Source organism: Planktothrix sp. PLAVEN19ND, assembly GCF_057220675.1.
In genome coordinates, this window is the sequence record NZ_CM170132.1 from 2,029,924 (window position 1) to 2,051,239 (window position 21,316).

At 39.0% G+C, this 21,316-nt stretch carries 10 protein-coding genes and 1 tRNA gene; 3 read left to right on the plus strand and 8 right to left on the minus strand.

The annotated features are described in order from the left end of the window. Positions 1–97: 97 nt before the first annotated feature. Positions 98–1,129, minus strand: coding sequence for a C39 family peptidase (locus tag AC2D3N_RS08605; protein WP_079676802.1), 1,032 nt, complete (start codon positions 1,127–1,129; stop codon positions 98–100). Between the two features lie 369 nt (positions 1,130–1,498). Next, on the minus strand, positions 1,499–2,365 hold the full coding sequence (locus AC2D3N_RS08610) for an SGNH/GDSL hydrolase family protein (protein WP_079677464.1): 867 nt from the start codon (positions 2,363–2,365) through the stop codon (positions 1,499–1,501). Positions 2,366–2,544: 179 nt separating this feature from the next. On the opposite strand from AC2D3N_RS08610, the gene AC2D3N_RS08615 reads away from it, so the two are divergent. Further along, complete coding sequence (locus AC2D3N_RS08615; protein ID WP_079677465.1) at positions 2,545–2,730, plus strand: hypothetical protein; 186 nt, start codon at positions 2,545–2,547, stop codon at positions 2,728–2,730. A gap of 12 nt (positions 2,731–2,742) precedes the next feature. On the opposite strand, the gene AC2D3N_RS08620 is transcribed toward AC2D3N_RS08615, so the two are convergent. Further along, positions 2,743–2,834, minus strand: a tRNA-Ser gene (locus AC2D3N_RS08620). Between the two features lie 173 nt (positions 2,835–3,007). Here AC2D3N_RS08620 and AC2D3N_RS08625 point away from each other — a divergent pair. Continuing rightward, positions 3,008–4,741, plus strand: coding sequence for a pentapeptide repeat-containing protein (locus AC2D3N_RS08625; protein WP_079677466.1), 1,734 nt, complete (start codon positions 3,008–3,010; stop codon positions 4,739–4,741). A 50-nt stretch (positions 4,742–4,791) separates the two neighbouring features. Here AC2D3N_RS08625 and AC2D3N_RS08630 read toward each other — a convergent pair whose 3' ends face one another. From AC2D3N_RS08630 to AC2D3N_RS08650, 5 genes are all read right to left on the minus strand, one after another. Next, positions 4,792–8,568 (minus strand): CHAT domain-containing protein, encoded by a 3,777-nt coding sequence (locus AC2D3N_RS08630; protein WP_484693365.1) that lies wholly within the window; start codon positions 8,566–8,568, stop codon positions 4,792–4,794. A 5-nt stretch (positions 8,569–8,573) separates the two neighbouring features. Continuing rightward, positions 8,574–8,723: a hypothetical protein gene (locus AC2D3N_RS08635; protein ID WP_484693366.1), complete on the minus strand. Its 150-nt coding sequence runs from the start codon at positions 8,721–8,723 to the stop codon at positions 8,574–8,576. A gap of 30 nt (positions 8,724–8,753) precedes the next feature. Further along, complete coding sequence (locus tag AC2D3N_RS08640; protein WP_484693367.1) at positions 8,754–15,167, minus strand: Calx-beta domain-containing protein; 6,414 nt, start codon at positions 15,165–15,167, stop codon at positions 8,754–8,756. A gap of 481 nt (positions 15,168–15,648) precedes the next feature. Continuing rightward, the gene (locus AC2D3N_RS08645; RefSeq protein WP_484693368.1) at positions 15,649–19,326 is read right to left on the minus strand and encodes a CHAT domain-containing protein; all 3,678 of its coding nucleotides are present in this window, start codon (positions 19,324–19,326) and stop codon (positions 15,649–15,651) included. 62 nt (positions 19,327–19,388) lie between these two features. Continuing rightward, positions 19,389–19,787 (minus strand): allophanate hydrolase-related protein, encoded by a 399-nt coding sequence (locus tag AC2D3N_RS08650; protein ID WP_079677468.1) that lies wholly within the window; start codon positions 19,785–19,787, stop codon positions 19,389–19,391. 163 nt (positions 19,788–19,950) lie between these two features. Here AC2D3N_RS08650 and AC2D3N_RS08655 point away from each other — a divergent pair, with 163 nt between their 5' ends. Next, on the plus strand, positions 19,951–21,231 hold the full coding sequence (locus AC2D3N_RS08655) for an allantoate amidohydrolase (RefSeq protein ID WP_484693369.1): 1,281 nt from the start codon (positions 19,951–19,953) through the stop codon (positions 21,229–21,231). Positions 21,232–21,316: the final 85 nt, after the last annotated feature.

The window sequence follows — 21,316 nt, forward strand, 5'->3', positions numbered from 1 at the left end:
AAGTAATATCTGCCTAAATCAAGTAGGGGCGAATGGCCATTCGCCCCTACCGCTTGATGTTAGAAGTTGGACTTGTGAACAGAGAAGTGTGGGTAGTTCACGTGGTAATAAAATGTACCCAAAAATCCCCATCGGGCATACAAACTCGACGGATTAAATTGTAGGAATAGGGCAAATAAGCACCATTCAAATCCGTGCGATATCCCGAGGGAAACCATTCTCCATAGGGGTCATGTACCAGTAAGTTTTTTTCGTCATAACCCACCACGGGCATAACATGACCAAAGGCGGTAAAATAACCATGAAGTACCGCTGGTTTACCCTCAGCTAACCAGTCTTGTAATTCCTCTAGGGTTGCTCGGTCGGAAAAGAAATCTTTGGCTCCATAATCTTTAACAATTTTGGCTAAATCATAGGGACTCCAGCGACTATAACCTTTTTTTAAGGCATATTCATAGAGTTCATCTTCAAATTGACCGCCACTGGTACGCCGAGGAATGCCTAAATATTGCAAACACATGGCGATGGAAGTGACATTACAAGACCCGGTGGGATTATAAAAGTTATCCAGTTGAGATTTATAGGGAAAATTAGCGAGTTTGATACTTTTAGGACGGGGTTTAGGATAAACTAAATTTTTCCCTTGATAAATTTCAGCGTGTTGGTCAAACACATACCAAATTGATTGTTCTCCAAATTCATTTCCCCGAAAAGCGACTCTAATATGACCGCGCAGGGGTTCATAGGCGATAAGTTTGAATTCTTGACCGGCTTTTACGCCTTTTTTCTCAGCTTCACTTAATTGGGAAGATGTCACGGGTCTGAGTTTTAAAATTGTTTCTTGGGTAATTTTAAGAACCGGAACATCGGTAGGAAGTTGTTCCCGTTTGGTTTCAATTAATTTTTTGGCGGTTTTCACCCCTAAAAATCCGGGTTCCTCACATTCCATTAAGGTTTGAAACCGATGCAGAGCGGCGGTAGATTTCTGCCCAAAACTGCCATCTGATGGGGGATCAAGCAAGGTCAAATTAATTAAAATCACCTGAATTTGGCGAGTTAATTCTTGATCCGATGCGATCGCATTCACATCGTAACGTTGTTCGGTTCCTAAAATGTCTTGTAATTTCATATTCAGTAATAGATGCTATAACTTTAGGGTCTGACAAAAATAAACGATAATGGCAATAACTGAATTTTGATGTTTGAAGTTCAACCTCTTAATTGATGGAAGAATTTCAGACGTTATTGATTATCGCGTAAATTAGCATCATTGGATAGTCCCGGATTAAAATTAACAATTCTCAACCATTCCTAAAAAGGGGGAATTACTCATGCTGGGGGTGATATAGCAGTTGCCACATCTATTAGGACATTCTTGAAAGCTAAAAGCTACTTATAGTAAGTATTTACCTATTGCCCATTGCCCATTCCCTATTGCCTCTTGCTATACCCTAACCCTGGTTATCAACAGCGATAAGAATTGCTATAGAGAATTAAATTAATTACTAATTTTTAAACTTTGGATTTTGGGTTCAGGCACACCCCAACTTTTGAGAATATTATAGGCAATAATTTGATGTCCGGCAATATTCGGGTGAATCCCATCCCGAGTTAATAGATTTTGTCCCTGTCCCCCATAACGTTGATAGGTGATAATGACATGACGAAAGGGAATATTTAAGTCAATAAATTGACAGCGATATTGCAGGGCAACATCCCGCATTACCGCGATATATTCTGCAATGCGTTGATTTTCTCGACTACTCAGATCTTCCTGAATAATAGTAGGTGATAATAATAAAACCGGAATGGCTTTTGAGGTTGCTACCTGTACCATTGCGGTTAAATTTTGCCGATATTCTTGGGTTGTGGGAATATTCGGTCTGGCGGTCGTCGGAGTTTGGAAACTTTGTAAAACATCATTCACCCCAATATTAATCGTAATTAAATCGGGTTTTTTGTCTAAAACATCTTGTTTAAATCGTTCATTCAGTTGGGTTGAAGTATTCCCAGAAACACCTGAACTGATGATTTCCACGGGTTTATTAGGATATAGTAAATTCAAATAGCGTTGTAATAGCCAGACATAACCCCCATATTGTCCTCCACTTTGAGTAATACTATCCCCAACCACCACAATTCGCTGTTTATTGCGTAGGGCTTCAGGTTGGGGGTCGATGGTGGGTTGAGGTGATGGAGGTTGAGGCGGTTTAGGGACTGGAGACAGAGGAGGGGTTGAGGTGGGAGGGAGATTTGGGGACGGTGCGGCTTGTATGCGTACCGATGCGGCTAGAGCATACCATCCTAAACCACCGATTGTAAGGGTAAGGAGAAATCGGACTACAAATGTCTGAACTTGTTTCATCTGTGAGCAGTGTTATGGGAAGTTACAGCAGGGATAATTCAGTTATCAAGTATCCGCATTATCAGTTATTAGCGCAAGAGTTAAGATTTAATCAACTGTCCACTTCTTTACTGATTACTGTTTACTAATAAGTAGAATTTGATCATTTCCAATTCAGAATTTTTAGAAAATCCAGGGGAATGAAATATCGTTTACAATCGGGTTCCATCGGGAATATTATCGGCGTGTTTATGGAAAAAAACCAATCCAAATATCAGGTAGTGATTCGGACAACCTCGGGAACGAATAATATTGGTGAACTATTTGTGGCGGAGGAATGCGCCTGGTTAACCCAGGAAATCCAAGATTGGCTTCATCCTCGCTAACGGGCTTTAAAACGGAGAGGGAGGGATTCGAACCCTCGGTACGGAGTTACCTGCCGTACAACAGATTAGCAATCTGTCGCTTTCGACCGCTCAGCCACCTCTCCAGGAGCGACAATTAAGTATACTAACAGATCATTTGGGGTTTGTCTAGGGGGGAGATGAAATTTTTTTTCGGTTAGACAGATTCCGGTGCGACCCCTTCCCCAACCCCATCACGACTAGAAAAAACAAGATAGACTGTTGATTAACCCTTTTCGGCCTTTTTTCAAGCTGTCCCATGAACAGACAAGAATTTTTAGATCGGTACCAAGCGGGAGAGCGCAATTTTACTTATATTGATTTAAGTGAGGTGAACCTAAGCGGTGTCAATTTGCAGGGGGTTAACCTCACGGGCGCGAACCTCACAGGTGTTAACCTCAGTTGGGCGGTATTAAGCAAAACTCAATTAGTGGGAGTGTGTTTTCGTCGGGCTGATTTACGCAGTACGGTATTAACCCGGAGTAATCTGAATCAAAGCAATTTAAGTGGTGCAAATCTGACGAAGGCGGACTTACGATTTGCCACTTTACAACAGGCGGATTTGAACTGGGCGGTTTTAATTGAAGCGGATTTAAGCAATGCGGATTTAACAAGCGCGAAATTAGATCAGATTAATTTAGAACAGGCAAAATTAAATCATGCTGTATTAATCGGTGCAGAATTAATGGAGGCGAATTTAACCCGGGCAAGTTTAGTGGCGACAAATTTAACCAAGGCAAATTTACGAGAATCTCAGTTAGCGGGGGCTAATTTAAAAGATGCAATTCTGATTGAAGCCAACTTAACGGAAGCAGACTTAAATGGTGCTACTTTACGGTCTACGAATTTAACGGGGGCGGATATGCACCGAGTTGTATTAACGGGGGCAGATTTAACCGATGCGGTTCTTGATGGGGCAGATTTAAGTCGCGGAAATTTAACCGGAGCTTATTTATTAAAAACCAGTTTTAAAAAGGCTTATTTATTACGGGCAAATTTAGAGGAAGTTTATCTACTTTGGTCAAATTTAACCGAAGCGAATTTAAGGGGGGCAAACCTCCGTCGGGCGGATTTAAGCGGGGCTTATCTGGGGGATACGATTTTAAGCGAGGCGGATTTGCGAGATAGTTTATTAATCGAAACTCGTTTAATTAGAACAAATTTGGAGGGAGCAAAATTAACAGGGTGTTGTATTTATAATTGGCAAAAATCAGATGTGGAACTGAATAAAGTAGAGTGTGAATATGTTTATACTGAGTTTGATTATACGAATAAAAAACCCAAAAATCGTTATCCCAGTGACCGAGATTTTTTACCTGGAGAATTAGCTCAAGATTCGCCAGAAGATAGCCAGTTAATTCCGGTAGAATTTACGGAATATCCGAATTGGGAAGCCTTGGTTTATACTTTAGTTAAAGTAGAACAGGAGAGTCATGAACTTGAGTTGATCATTCAAGGATTTGAAACCCAACCGGATAGTTTTTTACTGCATATTAGGGCAAATTATTTAGTCAATGCTAAACTTTTGAGTCAACAGATTTTAACGTCCTATCCGGCCATGAAGCAGAAACTTATACAGAAGCGATCGGATATTTTGGGGTTATTAAATTTAGAGGTTCCTATTTTTAATGCGGCGGCTGATTTGGATGGAATTCCTGAAGCGGTGATCTCTCCTGTTATAATCGAAGGGAATAACCATCAAACTTTGTATCAAGAGATTTCTCGTCAAATTCAAGGGATTTTGCGATCGCAGGAACCAGAAAAATTTGTGGTTAGTGTCCAAAGATTATTAGATTTCCTGGCTAAAAATGGTGTAGAACTTGAGGATTTGCAACATCAAGTGATTATTCAAGGTATTGTGCAACGCGCCCAAAGAGAACCTCTATTTAAGGAGAATTTATTCCGTTGGGAACAGGTCGCCAGTCCGACGGAAAGAATTTCGTTAATGGGGGAATTAGTTAGATTTGCGATCGCTCTTTTATGGGAAGAATAAATCAGTTATTAGTCATCAGTTATTACCAATTCGTAATTCGTAATTACCTATTACCAAGGACTACCAATTAAGTTAAAACTCGCCCAATAGTAAGGATGAACTAAAGATAAATTTTCTAAATTTTCCAGCTCTGGAGGCAGGGGAATTGATAGATTTTCTTCTGATAAGAATAAAGAATTAGACTGAAATTTTGCTGTCCCTCGCAATAAGCTGATTTGTGCATTTCGTAACGCTTCTGCTTTAGTGTTGGTTTTGGTTAAATAGTGGTAAAATTCCGCCATTAATCCCAAGGTTCCAGCATCACTAATATACCATAAACTCGCTAAAACTGACTTGGTTCCAGAGGCGATCGCTAACCCGGCAAAACCCAATTCTGCTTGATTATCCCCGATGGCAGTTCGACAGGCAGACAGGGTTAATAAGTCCGCCGTTGGCTGTTGCCATCCCATTTCAGACATTTGGTCTAAGGTTAATTTGGTATCCCATAACTGAATAAAAGAATTGTGGGGACTACCCGGTCGAAAATCGGCATGGGTGGCTAAATGGACAATCGGGAAAGGTTGCGTTTGATATTGTTGTTTAAGGTTTTCTAAAGTAAACTGTTCATTCAAGAAATATTCTCCTTCGGTGCGTTGTTCGGTGATGGTTTTAACTTCAGTGGGAACACTGGGTAAAGCACTTTGTTCCTTAAAAACAGAGGCCCCCATCGCTAAAACTTTCTCTTGAGAAATTGAACGATAGCGAGTATCTAAGGAGCTAAAACTCGGAATCATACTCAAGCCATATTTTTCAATTAAAAATTGTTTGCCATCATGGAGAGCCGCTAAAGGAAGGGATTTAAGTCCCGTATCTAAACTTAACATCAAAATATCGATATTATTTTCCTTTAAGGTTTCCTCAAGAGGTGCAATCATCCATTGATAAAGTTGTTGTGCGGATTGTAAATAACTGGTCGTATCCCGTTTACGAGGGGATGTAATTTCACTCACAAATTCCTTGGTTTTGGAAAACAATACTTCTGGAATTGCCTCGGGAACATTTTTGTGAACTACTGTATTTTCTAAAACTGCAACTAATTCTAATTTTTCTGGTCGAGAGTATACATAAATAACGGCTGATTTTTTGCCCGTTTCCGCTTGAATTTTCCTTAATTGGCTTTGAATTTCGGGTACAGTTAATTGGTTAGTAGAAGCGGGTTTTCCCAAGTAGTTGACATATTCTAAATTAACTAATTCTTCAATCTTTACAACTGCCGTTCCCACATCACCCGCATCGAAAATCCGATTAATTTCTACACGAACATCTTGAATAGAGGTTTCTGCAATACTAGAATTACTAATCGATGAACTTTCAAGGGTGATTTGATTATTTTCATTAGTTTTAACCGTTAATTCACCCGTATCTCCCGATAATTGATTCTTTATTGTTAGAGCAATTAACGGATCAATTGTCAATACCTGCTCAGTTTTATTCCTGACTATATCTTTTTCATCCGCATCAGGTTCTGTTAACAAACTAGGAGTTGGTTGCAAAAGTGTTTCAACTGTTTCCCTCTCCCGTTGGACAATGGGTGTGGGAATTTGTGTGGGAATTTGTATGGGAATTTGTGTGGGAATTTGTGTGGGAATTTGTGTAGGAATTTGTGTGGGAATTTGTGTGGGTATGGGTGCAGGAATCGGCGACGGAATTGGGGGAATTGGGGTCGGAAAAGGCGACGGAATTGGGGGAATTGGGGTCGGAAAGGGCAACGGAATTGGGGGAATTGGGGTCGGGAAGGGCAACGGAATCGGTTCTACCGTGGGAATGGGTGTGGGTTCTACCGTGGGTTCTATTGTGGGTTCGGGTGTGGGTTCAGGGGGAGCAGTATAATTGGTTGTAATAGTAATATTTCCTCGGGTAAAAGTAGCCGGAGGAACGGGAACAGCAAAACCTGATTGTAAGGTTTCTGAACCCGTTGTAATCGCCCCGGCGGTTCCGTTTTTGGCTGCATCTCCAATAATAAAAGGAGTCTCTACACCGCCCCCATGTTGAATTGTAATAGTGCCATTTCGACTTTGCCCCGCCGAGGAAATACTGGCATTAATTCCATTAAAATCGGTGAAGGTTTCTTGAACTCGTAATAAATTTTCTGTGGCAATTTTAATATCCCCTCCACCAGAGGCTAAAATCCCTGAAATTAAAATATTGTCAACCCCATTTAATTCAATATTTCCCCCAGAAGTTCTAATGGTGTCAACGGCAATTTTTCCAGGGGATTGGAGAATCACAGGCCCTCCGGTGGTGGTAATATTACCAACGGAAATATTATTCCCTAAATTCTGATTTGAATTAATAAAAAAAGTATCATTAATTGTGGTACTTTCTTCTAAATTTGGAGAGTTACTCGGAGTCTGACCTGAACGCAAGATTAAACTAGGACTCCCACTTAAAATACCCGCATCAGCATCACTAGAATTGGATAACGCAATATCCGCTTGGGTAATATTAATATCTCCCCCTAGAATTGAACCTTGAGCCTCTATTTTTAAGGAAGCCCCTTGATAATCTCCAAAAATCACACTCCCATTAGCATAAATAATCGGGTCATAGAGACTGAAAAAGGTTCCTCCGCCTCCTGATAAATTCAAGATTTGAAAGTTTCCTCTGGCTGCAAAGTGAGCATCTCCCGAAATTAACCCATCACTAATTAAGGTTAAATTTCCTCCCGCTTGTAGAGGTATTTGAGGAAAATTCAGAGCTAAAATATCAATGTTTTGATTTCCTTGAATCGTGATATTTCCCCCAGAAAATGCTTGAAAGGGGATTTTTCCATCCCGAATGATGACGGTATTGTTAGCGAATAGGTTTAGGTTTTCTGTGGTGTAGAGTTGACTTTCAATTAAGGTTAGATTCCGACTCGCATGGAAAAAAGCATTATCGGCAATTGTGGCAGTATTTGATAATACAATATCCCCGGATTGTACGGTTTTTCCTTGAGTTAAAACAATTTCTCCCGCTTGATTAATACTCAGATTTGTGGCTTCTTTTATTCCTGCTCCGGTTAATAATTGGGGGAGAGATAAAGGAGCGATCGCTAATTCTTTTTCTTCCACGGTTGGACTAATTTCTAAACTGAGTAAATAACCCGCTTGACTCATTCTAACTAAGTTTTCTCCGGGTACAGTTTGCACTAAAATTGTCCCCCCTTGCAGGGAACCTTGATTAATAATAGTTCCGGCTAGTAAGGTTAATTGTTGTTCTGCATCGACTTCTAATTCACCCAAATTAATGATACTCCCAGGTTCAGATGAGTGAAAAACAAAGGCATTAGGACGACCCACAAGCTGATTCCAATTGGCATCTCCCACCGCCGGAAACCAACTCCCAGAACTTAAACCAATGCCATCGGCGGTTGTTGCCAAAAACGAAGCGGGAACATCCAAACGGGCATGGGAACCAAAAATTATTCCCGCCGGATTCATTAAAAATAGATTAGAGTTGCCGCCCGTAACTTGAATTAATCCATCAATAAAAGACGGATTTCCCCCATTAATTCGCCCTAAGATATTTTGAATATTGGGGGTAGAAATAAAATTAATAATTTGATTCTGGGGAACATTAAACTGTTGAAAACTATGGAATAAATTAGCCCCATCCCCAGAAACTTTTCCCCCGGTAATATTAATAACTGAGGAATTCCCTGGGACTGTTACGGGTGTAACTAATGTTCTAGTATTATCATTTGCAGGAATAACTGATTGAGCCTCAACAATAGAAGACCCAATGATCACGAACCCGGGAGTTCCAAACAATACAAAAATTAGAGAGGATGGGGATATTTTAATCATGGGAATCAATTAATTGGATTTGATTTTTTATACGCAGCCCAACCCCCAAAGGCGGAAATATCTGGCCATCGATAGTGTTCGACTAATTCCCGAGGATAGAGCATCGCAGTTAAGACTTCCCCATCTTCTAATAAAGATTGAATATAAACAATCACTTACACACTCTACTGTATTCTTCAAATCGTTTAAATAAAATCTCCACTATCCAAATTCGTAGCTGCAATTTTTTGTAAAATTACGAGATAGTTTCCATTGGACTTGAGTTGGATGAAGGTATCCTGATTCCGTTCATTTGTTCTGTGAGTAATTTTTAACTGTTCAAAGGTTAAACCAGACGGTAATTCAATTTTATCTTCCGTTTGTTTAAAATCAGTCACTACATCGACTTCATCCAGAATTTGAGTTCCCAGAGAATCACTGATTACAAACGCATCATTTCCCAAAAATCCGGTTAACGTATCTGTTCCTTCTCCCCCATCTAAGCGATCATTTCCTAGTTCTCCAAAAAGTTGATCATTTCCTTCCCTTCCCCATAACCGATCATTTCCCTCTCCTCCAAATAGAATATCATCTCCGATACCCCCATCAATAAAATCCGTTTTATTTCCTCCTATTAGTAAATCATTCCCGTCTTCTCCCATGAGACCATCGGCGCCTTGTTGACCTAAAATCATATCATTTCCGCCTTGACCCATTAACTCATCATTTCCTTCTCGTCCATAGATAATATCATCGGATTTGGAAGCTATAATTTCATTATCTTTGGAGCTTAAAGCTATAGCAGTATTGAAGTTTGTATTTGGGATTTCGTCTATATTATCGTTATCTTCAATATTCAATATCAGTTGTTTTTCTAAAGCGTGATAGCGACTATCTTGACTATTAGTAATATGGTTAAGTGATAATGATAGTTGCTCGCCTTCTTTCACTTGATCATCAAGAGCTTCAATCCAAACAATTTGAGGAATATTCCAATTATTTGGAGTAAAAGTAAGTGTTTGTTTATCTCCTTTTACTTGGTTATTATAATTAATCGTAATTAAAACAGTAGCCGTCGGTTCACTTTCCAAGACTACTTTATAATTATCTGACCCAAATCCTTCCCAAACTTCTGTACTGTTAACGGGTTGAATTAAACGAATACCAGGTGTTCCCGGGGGTAGAGGTTTATCATTTTCAGTAATATTAACAGTTAGTAAATTAGTTTTAACTTGCTCAATAAAAATATAATTTGTATTATTATAATTATTATCACTACTACTAATTGAATGCAATAAGGTACTGGTGTGAATTTCATCCTCAACTAAGCTATCATCAATAGCAGTAACCGTTACTAATTGAGGACTACTCCAATTATCCGGGGTAAAGGTTAATTCAATCGGGTTATCTTCTCCATTTCCTAAGTTAGTTTGACTATCGGGGGTAATCTTAACGATAACATTTGCTATCGGTTGACTGGTAAGAATTACTTCATAAAAATCTGTGGCTCCCCCTTCCGTAATATCTGTACTTCCCTGACTTTGGGTAATTTTAATGGAGGGGATATCATTATCATTCACTGTGGCGGTGATATCAGAAATAGGAACTCCAATATATTGAGAATCCCTAGTATTGACGGTATGGCGAATGATTGTGGTTTGGGGAGATTCTGCGATCGCATCATCAACGGTTTTGACTTCAATAGTTTGGGGTTGATTCCAATTATTTTGATCAAAGGTTAGGGATGAAATGGGTTGTAATTGTTTTTCTGTTTCAATATTAATAATTACAGGATTATTAGGTTTTGCACTTAAACTAATTTGATAGGTTGCATTTTCTTCCGCTTCTGTTAAACTAAGATTAGTGGGATTAATCGAAATTTCTGCGAGAGAATCATTATCCTGAATCCCTACAAAAACTGAACTGATTGTTAATCCATTATAACTAGGTTCAGAACTGGTGATTTGATGAGTGATAGTGGTACTGCGATCGCCGTCTAATTCTTGATTATCTACTACTTCTACCACGACTGTTTGAGGAATGTTCCAATTGCTTTTATCAAAAATAATATCTGAAATGGGTTTGAGTTCTGCATCGGTCTTAAAACTAATTGTAATCGGCTCTATCGGTTCTGTTGTTAAAACAATAGAATAAGTATTATTGCTTCCTTCTATAATTTTTAAAATATTCGGATTAATTAAAATATTAGCAGTATCATTATCGATATTAGTAATAGTAATATTCTGATCTGCTAACTGAGTATATTCGCTGTCGCTATTTTGCTCTACACTAGCAATAATAGAATAAGAGATATCTCCGTCTTGAATATTATCATCAACTCCGGTAATAGTAACGATTTGAGGGGTACTCCAATTATTAGGAGTAAAGGTAATACTAGGAGTTGATAAACTTCCTTCTTGGGGGTTATTGCTATTCAGACTAACGAGGACATCTGATGTGGGTTGGGAGGTTAAAACTAGATTGAAATTAGCGGTGTCTCCAACTTCAGATGTGAGGGTGTCGGAGGTGGTTAGGTTAATCCCAATACTATCGTTATCTTGGTTAATGAAATTTAGGGTGTCGGGGGGTAAGGTGGTATATTTTCTATCACTACTGGGGTCAACATTGGTAATAATAGAATAAGAGATATCTCCATCTTGAATATTATCATCGACTCCGGTAACGGTAACAAGTTGAGGGGTACTCCAATTATTAGGAGTAAAGGTAATACTGGGAGTTGATAAACTTCCTTCAGTGGTGTCATTATTCGTTAGACTAACGAGAACGTCTGATGTGGGTTGGGAGGTTAAAACTAGATTGAAATTAGCGGTGTCTCCAACTTCAGATGTGAGGGTGTCGGAGGTGGTTAGGTTAATCCCAATACTATCGTTATCTTGGTTAATTAAATTTAGGGTATCGGGGGGTAAATTAATATAGTTGCTATCACTATTGGGGTTAATGTTGGTAATAATAGAATAAGAGATATCTCCATCTTGAATATTATCATCGACTCCGGTAACGGTAACAAGTTGAGGGGTACTCCAATTATTAGGAGTAAAGGTAATACTGGGAGTTGATAAACTTCCTTCAGTGGTGTCATTATTCGTTAGACTAACGAGAACGTCTGATGTGGGTTGGGATTTTAATGCTAGGGTGAAATTGGCGGTATCTCCGGTTTCGGATGTGAGGGTGTCGGAGGTGGTTAGGTTAATCCCAATACTATCGTTATCTTGGTTAATTAAATTTAGGGTATCGGGGGGTAAGGTGGTATATTTTCTATCACTACTGGGGTCAACATTGGTAATAATAGAATAAGAGATATCTCCATCTTGAATATTATCATCGACTCCGGTAACGGTAACAAGTTGAGGGGTACTCCAATTATTAGGAGTAAAGGTAATACTGGGAGTTGATAAACTTCCTTCAGTGGTGTCATTATTCGTTAGACTAACGAGAACGTCTGATGTGGGTTGGGATTTTAATGCTAGGGTGAAATTGGCGGTATCTCCGGTTTCGGATGTGAGGGTGTCGGAGGTGGTTAGGTTAATCCCAATACTATCGTTATCTTGGTTAATTAAATTTAGGGTATCGGGGGGTAAGGTGGTATATTTTCTATCACTACTGGGGTCAACATTGGTAATAATAGAATAAGAGATATCTCCATCTTGAATATTATCATCGACTCCGGTAACGGTAACAAGTTGAGGGGTACTCCAATTATTAGGAGTAAAGGTAATACTGGGAGTTGATAAACTTCCTTCAGTGGTGTCATTATTCGTTAGACTAACGAGAACGTCTGATGTGGGTTGGGATTTTAATGCTAGGGTGAAATTGGCGGTATCTCCGGTTTCGGATGTGAGGGTGTCGGAGGTGGTTAGGTTAATCCCAATACTATCGTTATCTTGGTTAATTAAATTTAGGGTATCGGGGGGTAAGGTGGTATATTTTCTATCACTACTGGGGTCAACATTGGTAATAATAGAATAAGAGATATCTCCATCTTGAATATTATCATCGACTCCGGTAACGGTAACAAGTTGAGGGGTACTCCAATTATTAGGAGTAAAGGTAATACTGGGAGTTGATAAACTTCCTTCAGTGGTGTCATTATTCGTTAGACTAACGAGGACATCTGATGTGGGTTGGGAGGTTAAAACTAGATTGAAATTAGCGGTGTCTCCAACTTCAGATGTGAGGATGTCTGAGGTAGTGAGAGTAATATCAGTAATATCATTATCCGTAATATTAGCTGTCACTGTATTTCCAGCTATTCCATCAATAGTAATAGGAACAATTGGATCATTATAATTGGGATCAGCACTAAAGACAGAATGGGTGATAATACTGCTATGATTTCCTTCAAAGATACTATCATTAATGGCTGTAACCGTAACGGTTTGGGGATTTAATGCCGCAGCATCCGCAGCGAAAGTTAAGGTAATAGAAACTCCTGCACCTGCACCTAAATCAATTTCAGGATGAGAAGGAGTTAAGGTAATAGTAACGGGTGCAGTGGGAACGGAAGTTAAGGCAATGGTATAATTATCAGTGATGCCACCTTCAACAAGATCGGTACTATTTCCTGTTTGAATAATACTCACACCTGATGTGTCATCATCAGTAATATTAAGGGTAGTAGAAACCAGTGTTCCCGTAGTACCATTTCCACTAAAACCTGTAATGCTTAAAGTAATATCTTCATCGAGTTCATCAACTAAATCCCCTAACAGTTCAAGGGGGACAAAAGCACTGGTTTGTCCGGCTAGAAAACTAACAGAAAATGGCCCTGATGTGTAGTCAGTTCCCGGGGTAGCACTCCCTCCGGTTGCTGTAATTGTAATATCTTCTGCAACACTTATATCACCAGTTTTAACAATTTGTACAAGGCTGGAAGTAGTTGTAATATTGCCTTCGGTTGTGGTATAACTAGCTAAACTAAAATCATAAGCAGTATCATCATTTATTAAGTTTAATGTCGCTATTGATTGATTCCCTAGTCCTCCTTCGCCACTAAAATCTACAATCTCTAAATTAAGAGTTTTATTGGGTTCAATAATTTGATTTCCTAAGATTTCAATGGGAATGAAAGCACTGGTTTGTCCAATTCCAAAACTGACTGTAAATGGCCCCGCAGTGTAATCTGTTCCTGCAATCGCATTTCCTCCAGTAGCAATGACAGTAATATCTTCAGAAATAGTTGTGTTTTCAGTTCGATTAATTTGAATAACGTTAGGGGTTGCAGTGGTATTCCCTTCTGGGATTGTAAATGTTGCTGTATTAAATTCATAAAAGGATAAGAATGTAAAATCTACTTTGGAGATAAAAAGATCTTGTAAAGCGTTACTTGTTAAGTAATCGGCTGCTTGGCCAGAACCAGGGTCAAAGTCTGTTCCTGAAAATCTACCCGTAGTATACACATTATTGAGTCCATCTATGGCAATGCCATAACCTTCATCTAAACCACTACCTCCTGAGCGTTTAGCCCAGACAAACTTACCAAAAGAGTCTAATTTGGAGATAAAAACATCGAGGTTGCCGGGACTACTCGTGCGGATACTTTGATAATCTGGGTTAGGATCAAAGTCTGTTACACCCTGGAAAGAGCCTGTTGTGTAAACATTACCTGAATTATCTAAGGCAAGATCGTACCCTTGTTCATTATTGGTTCCCCCTAAGTTTTTTGCCCAGAGATAGTTACCATCTGTATCAAATTTTGCAATAAATATATCTGAGAGTCCATTGTTTGTGATATCAGTAATACCATCACCATTAAAATCTATACTTGGGCTCTTAAAATAACCAGTAATATATATATTATTTAGTGCATCAACCTCAATCCCATAACCTGCTTCATCATTGGTTCCTCCTAAGTTTTTTGCCCAGAGATAGTTACCATCGGTATCAAATTTTGTAATAAATATATCTAAAAGTCCATCGTTTGTGATATCAGCAATACCATCAGCATTAAAATCTATACTTGGGCTATCAAAATAACCGGTGAGGTACACATTACCGGCATTATCTACACTAATGCTATCACCAACATCATTACTACTTCCATTTAAGATATTGCTCCACTGAATATTGCCATTAGTATCAAATTTACTAACGAAGATATTATTGCCATTACCTACTGTAAAATAAGATCCAGTGATATAAACATTGCCTGTGGCATCTACACTGCTACTTCTAGCATTATCATCATTATTACTACCTAAGTTTTTTACCCATAATAAGTTGCCATTATTATCTAACTTACCAACAAATATATCTCGATTTCCATTGCCAGTGACATCGTTAGTACCATTCCCATCAAAATCAATCTGTGTGCCGGGAGCAGCCATAGCTGGAAAAATAGCTCCTGTAAAATAGATATTATTTGCAATGTCTATACTCAAACCATTAACATCAGCAACATTATTACCCACGCCAAATGGTTTTAGCCACAATGGATTTCCACTGCTATCTAACTTATTGACGAAGATACTAAAGTTACTATTAGTAATATCTCCATCTCCAGTCGTGTAAATATTTCCTGCGCTATCTACACCAATTTCTTTGCCAGCATCATTACCAGTACCGCCAAGGTTTTGCGCCCAAATATAGTTAAGATTTGGCATGAGTTTGTTATCCTAGTTTTTGATTTTGTTGAAGGAAAATTTTAAATACTTTTATTTAATCACGTTGATTAAACAGAATAGTCTTATATATGTGATCGCCCTTTTAAAAACAATAAATTGCTAATTTGTAGAAAGAAAAAAGGATAAAATAAGCCGTTCATGGGAATAAAATTTGGGGATGATTTAAGGGAAATTGAGATTTAAAAAAACGATTTTAACTCAAGGAAATGTCTATCCGTTTAACCTAACTTCCCAATTCTTGGTATTTCAGGATAAGGGGTAGGTAAAACAAATATTTTCCCCAGGACAAAGTAGCCCTGTCTATTCAGGGTAAGACTGTAGAGATAGCGGGTGAATTAGGTTGTTAGGAGCAAAAAGATTGTGGTAGGAACAATCATAACAGATGTGTTCAGCGTTGTCTTTAGTTTCTCAAAAAAGCTGGAGCCATGAGCGAGGGAAGACACGACCACAACCCTAACTTTTACCAAGGACTACCAATTAAGTTAAAACTCGCCCAATAGTAAGGATGAATTAAGGAAAAATTCTCTAAATTTCTGAGTTCTGGGGGAAGGGGAATTTCTATGTTTTCTTCAGATAGCAATAAATGATCAGACTTAAAGATTGCCGTCCCTCGCAGTAAGCTAACTTGTGCTTTTTGTAAAGCTTCTGCTTTAGTTGTGGTTTCGCTTAAATGGTGGTAAAACTCCGTCATTAATCCCAAGGTTCCAGCATCACTAATATACCATAAACTTGCTAAAGCTGATTTAGCTCCAGAAGCGATCGCTAACCCTGCAAACCCCAATTCCGCTTGCTTATCCCCAATGGCTGTTCGACAAGCAGAAAGGGTTAATAAATCTGTTGTTGGACGACTCCATCCCATTTGCTCCATTTGATCTAAAGTTAATTTAGTATCCCATAATTGAATAAAAGAATTCTGGGGACTACCCGGTAAAAAATCCGCATGGGTGGCTAAATGGACAATCGGAGAAGGTTGGGCTTTATATTGTTGTTTAAGATTTTCTAAAGTAAATTCTTCATTCAAAAAATATTTACCTTGGGTACGTTGTTCGGCAATGGTTTTGACTTCAATAGGAACACTGGGTAAAAAGTTTTGTTCTCGAAAAATAGAAGCCCCCATAGCTAAAACATCTGCTTGAGAAATAGAACGATAGCGAGTATCTAAAGAACTAAAACTGGGAATCATACTCAAGCTATATTTTTCAATTAAAAATTGCTTGCCATCATGCAGAGCAGCTAAGGGCAGGGATTTTAAGCCCGAATCTAAACTCAACATAATAATATCAACTTTTTCCACCTTTAAAGTTACCTCAACGGGTGCAATCATCCATTGATAAAGTTGTTGTGCTGATGCTAAATAGCTAGTGGTATTGCGTTGACGAGGAGAGGTAATTTCTCCCACAAATTCTTTGATTTTGGCAAACAACTTTTCTGGAATTGCCTCTGAAATTGTTTTGCGAACCATTGTATCCGTCGTAACCGCTACCAGTTCTAATCCTCCGGGTCGAGAATACACATAAATTAATGCTGTTTTTTTGCCCGTTTTAGCTTGCATTAATTTTAATTGATTTTGAATTTCCCCTATAGTTAATTGCTTATTTGATGCTGGTTTTCCTAAATAATTGAGATATTCCAAATTTACTAATTCTTCAATTTGTGAGATCGCAGTTTCAATATTATCAGACGCAAAACTTTGATTGATCTCCAACCGAAGATTTTTAATAGAATTTGCGATCAAACTAGAATTACCAATTGATGAATTTTCAGTAGTAAGTTGATTATTCGTAGTCAAACTGGAATTACTAATTGATGAATTTTCAATAGTAAGTTGATTATTGACATTCATTTGAACAGTTAATCCACCACCTGATTCCGATAATTCATCGTTAATTGTTCCATCAATCGATGGTTCAACCGTTAATACTGGCTGTTCTTGAATTGTTATTCTATTTTGAAGACTCTGACGAAGTTGAGGTTGCAGAAGCGTTTGTTTTGCTTGTTCCTTCTGGGCTTGGGTAATTTCCCATGTAGGCTGTTCAACTATAGGCTGTTCAACTATAGGTTGTTCAACTATAGGCTGTTCAACTATAGGCTGTTCAACTATAGGCTGTTCAACTATAGGTTGTTCAACTATGGGTTGTTCAACTATAGGCTGTTCAACTATAGGTTGTTCAACTATAGGCTGTTCACCTGTAGGCTTTTCCCCTGTGGGTTGTTCCCCTGGGGTTTCTGGTGGGGCAGTATAATTGGTACTAATCGTAATATTTCCCTGGGTAAAACGGGCAGGAGGAACAGGAACCTCAAAAGTCGTTTGTAGGGTTTCTGAACCTGTTGTAATTGACCTTGCTGTTCCATTTTGACTCGCATCTCCAATAATAAAAGGAATCTCCGTACCGCCTCCATGTTCAATGACAATATTGCCATCTTGACTCTCGCCCGCAGAGGAAATACTGACGTTTGTTCCAGTTGAATCAGTAACAGTTCCTTGCACTCGAAATAAATTATCTGTGCTGATCAAAATATTACCACCCCCAGATAATAAAGTTCCTGATACGAGCAGATTTCCGTTACTCTCTAATTGAATATTTCCTCCAGAACTATCAATAGAATCAATAACAATTTCTCCTGGGGATTTTAGAATAACAGGCCCTCCGGCGGTAGTAATATTTCCAACTGAGATATTATTTCCCAGGGTTTGATTAGAATTAATAAAAAAGGTATTTCCTAGTGATGTATTTCCCTTGAGAGTAGAATTTGTTATGGTTTGTCCTGAACGCAATATTAAACTGGGACTACTGCTTAAAATTTCCAATTCTGGGTCATTTGAAGTTAATAAAGTTGTATCCGCTTGGGTAATATTAATATCTCCCCCTAGAATTGAACCTTGAGCCTCTATTTTTAAGGAAGCCCCTTGATAATCTCCAAAAATCACACTCCCATTAGCATAAATAATCGGGTCATAGAGACTGAAAAAGGTTCCTCCGCCTCCTGATAAATTCAAGATTTGAAAGTTTCCTCTGGCTGCAAAATGGGTATCTCCCGAAATTAACCCATCACTAATTAAGGTTAAATTCCCTCCCGCTTGTAGGGGAATTTGAGGAAAATTCAGGGCTAAAATATCAATATTTTGATTTCCTTGAATCGTGAGATTTCCCCCAGAAAATGCTTGAAAGGGGATTTTTCCATCCCGAATGATGACGGTATTGTTAGCGAATAGGTTTAGGTTTTCTGTGGTGTAGAGTTGACTTTCAATTAAGGTTAGATTCCGACTCGCATGGAAAAAAGCATTATCGGCAATTGTGGCAGTATTTGATAATACAATATCCCCGGATTGTACGGTTTTTCCTTGAGTTAAAACAATTTCTCCCGCTTGATTAATACTCAGATTTGTGGCTTCTTTTATTCCTGCTCCGGTTAATAATTGTGGGAGAGATAAAGGAGCGATCGCTAATTCTTTTTCTTCCACGGTTGGACTAATTTCTAAACTGAGTAAATAACCCGCTTGACTCATTCTAACTAAGTTTTCTCCGGGTACAGTTTGCACTAAAATTGTCCCCCCTTGCAGGGAACCTTGATTAATAATAGTTCCGGCTAGTAAGGTTAATTGTTGTTCTGCATCGACTTCTAATTCACCCAAATTAATGATACTCCCAGGTTCAGATGAGTGAAAAACAAAGGCATTAGGACGACCCACAAGCTGATTCCAATTGGCATCTCCCACCGCCGGAAACCAACTCCCAGAACTTAAACCAATGCCATCGGCGGTTGTTGCCAAAAACGAAGCGGGAACATCCAAACGGGCATGGGAACCAAAAATTATTCCCGCCGGATTCATTAAAAATAGATTAGAGTTGCCGCCCGTAACTTGAATTAATCCATCAATAAAAGACGGATTTCCCCCATTAATTCGCCCTAAGATATTTTGAATATTGGGGGTAGAAATAAAATTAATAATTTGATTCTGGGGAACATTAAACTGTTGAAAACTATGGAATAAATTAGCCCCATCCCCAGAAACTTTTCCCCCGGTAATATTAATAACTGAGGAATTCCCTGGGACTGTTACGGGTGTAACTAATGTTCTAGTATTATCATTTGCAGGAATAACCGATTGAGCTTTAACCAGAGAAGACCCTATCATCAACCCGGGACTGCTCAACAAGACAGAAATGAGAAAGGATGGGGATATTTTGGTCATATAAATCAATTAATTGGATTTGATTTTTTATACGCAGCCCAACCCCCAAAGGCGGAAATATCTGGCCATCGATAGTGTTCGACTAATTCCCGGGGATAGAGCATCGCAGTTAGGACTTCCCCATCTTCTAACTTGATATCCCCTGGATACATATTTGGAGGTTCGTTAATTAGTAAATGTTCATACTGGGCGTGGGAAATTTCATAGACTTCTCCAGGAATAGAAATTCCGTCTTCTCCAATTTCATAAATTGCCGGATGCCAACCATTGCCCGCCGCGTGTAAGCGATATAGGGGTAAAGTTTTAGCAGATTTAATCAATTTTGCTTTCCCTAAATTTTTATGATCCGGTTGACCCTGGAGGGCAGAACCACAAATAAAGATACGTTTAGTGTTATCTGTCATATTTTGATTAAACTCAGCGATCAATTTATAGCATTTTTTTAGCTTGTAAAGTACATTTTATACAGTATTATGGCATGGAAATCAAGAGAATTGTGGAGAGAATAAAAAACAGAGGTTAAAAAAGATTAAATTTTGATTTATTGGTTTTCAGAAGTATCAAATCATGGATAAGATTACCCAAATTCGTATTAATAGCGATCGCCTACATCACCGAATTAACACTTTAGCCCAAATCGGTCAACAGCCTTCGGGAAGTATTTGTCGCCTCGCTTTTTCCCCGGAAGATCTACAGGCGCGTGCTACTGTGAAACAGTGGATGCTAGAAGCGGGAATGACCGTCAGCACCGATGCGGCGGGAAATCTCATCGGCTGCTATCCTGGTAAAAGTCCTACGGCTCCGGCTTTAGCGACGGGTTCCCATCTCGACACCGTACCCACGGGCGGACGCTATGATGGAGCCTTGGGGGTATTAGCTGGCATAGAAGTAGCACACACTTTAAAAGACCATGATCTACAACTCCATCATCCCCTAGAAGTGATAGTATTTACCGACGAAGAAAGTACCATGATCGGTGCCCAGGCGATGGCCGGGACGGTGTTACTCGATACTCCGGATCGTTATCAATCGAAGGCAGGAGAGTCGATTCAAGGCTGTTTAGCACGAGTGGCAGGCAACTGGGATAACCTAGCAACGGCAGCACGCTCACGGGCCGATCTGGCGGCGTTTGTGGAACTGCACGTTGAACAGGGGGCCATATTAGAAACAAAGGGAGTTTCTATTGGAATTGTGCAGGGGGTGGTGGGCATGGAACGCCTAAAAATTACGATTATGGGAAAAGCTAACCACGCCGGAACAACGCCGATGGAAATGCGACAGGATGCCTTAGTAGCGGCGGCAAAATTAATTTTATCCGTGCGAGAAATAGCGTTAAAAATGCCATCTCAACCCGTAGCAACCGTGGGATATCTTAATGTATTACCCAATGCAGTTAATATTATCCCCGGGCAGGTAGAACTTTCTATAGATATGCGAGATTTATCTGATAATTGTTTACAAGAAATGTTAGCACAATTGCAAAATAAAATAATAGCGATCGCTAATTCAACTAATACCCAAATTTCCATAACTCCCTTACTCAGTGTTAAACCTACCTTAGCAGCTTCTGAAATTCAATCCACAATTGAATCAGTCTGTAAACCATTAAACTTAAATTATTATTATCTTCCTAGTCGCGCCGGACATGATGCCTTAGAAATCGGCAGAATTACCGATATGGGGATGATTTTTGTCCCCTCAAAAGGAGGCTTTAGTCATTCCGAAGCTGAATATACCTCCCCCGAACATTGTACCCAAGGAGCCAATGTATTATTCCAAACTTTATGGGCATTAGATCAAAAATACAAAACCTTTGTAGGAGACATTGGTAAAGAAAAAAAAGCCTAAACTCAATTAATTAATCTGATTAATTATACGGATTTGGGAATACAAATTTCTTGCTTTAAAAGTAATTAAATAATCAATTGTAAAC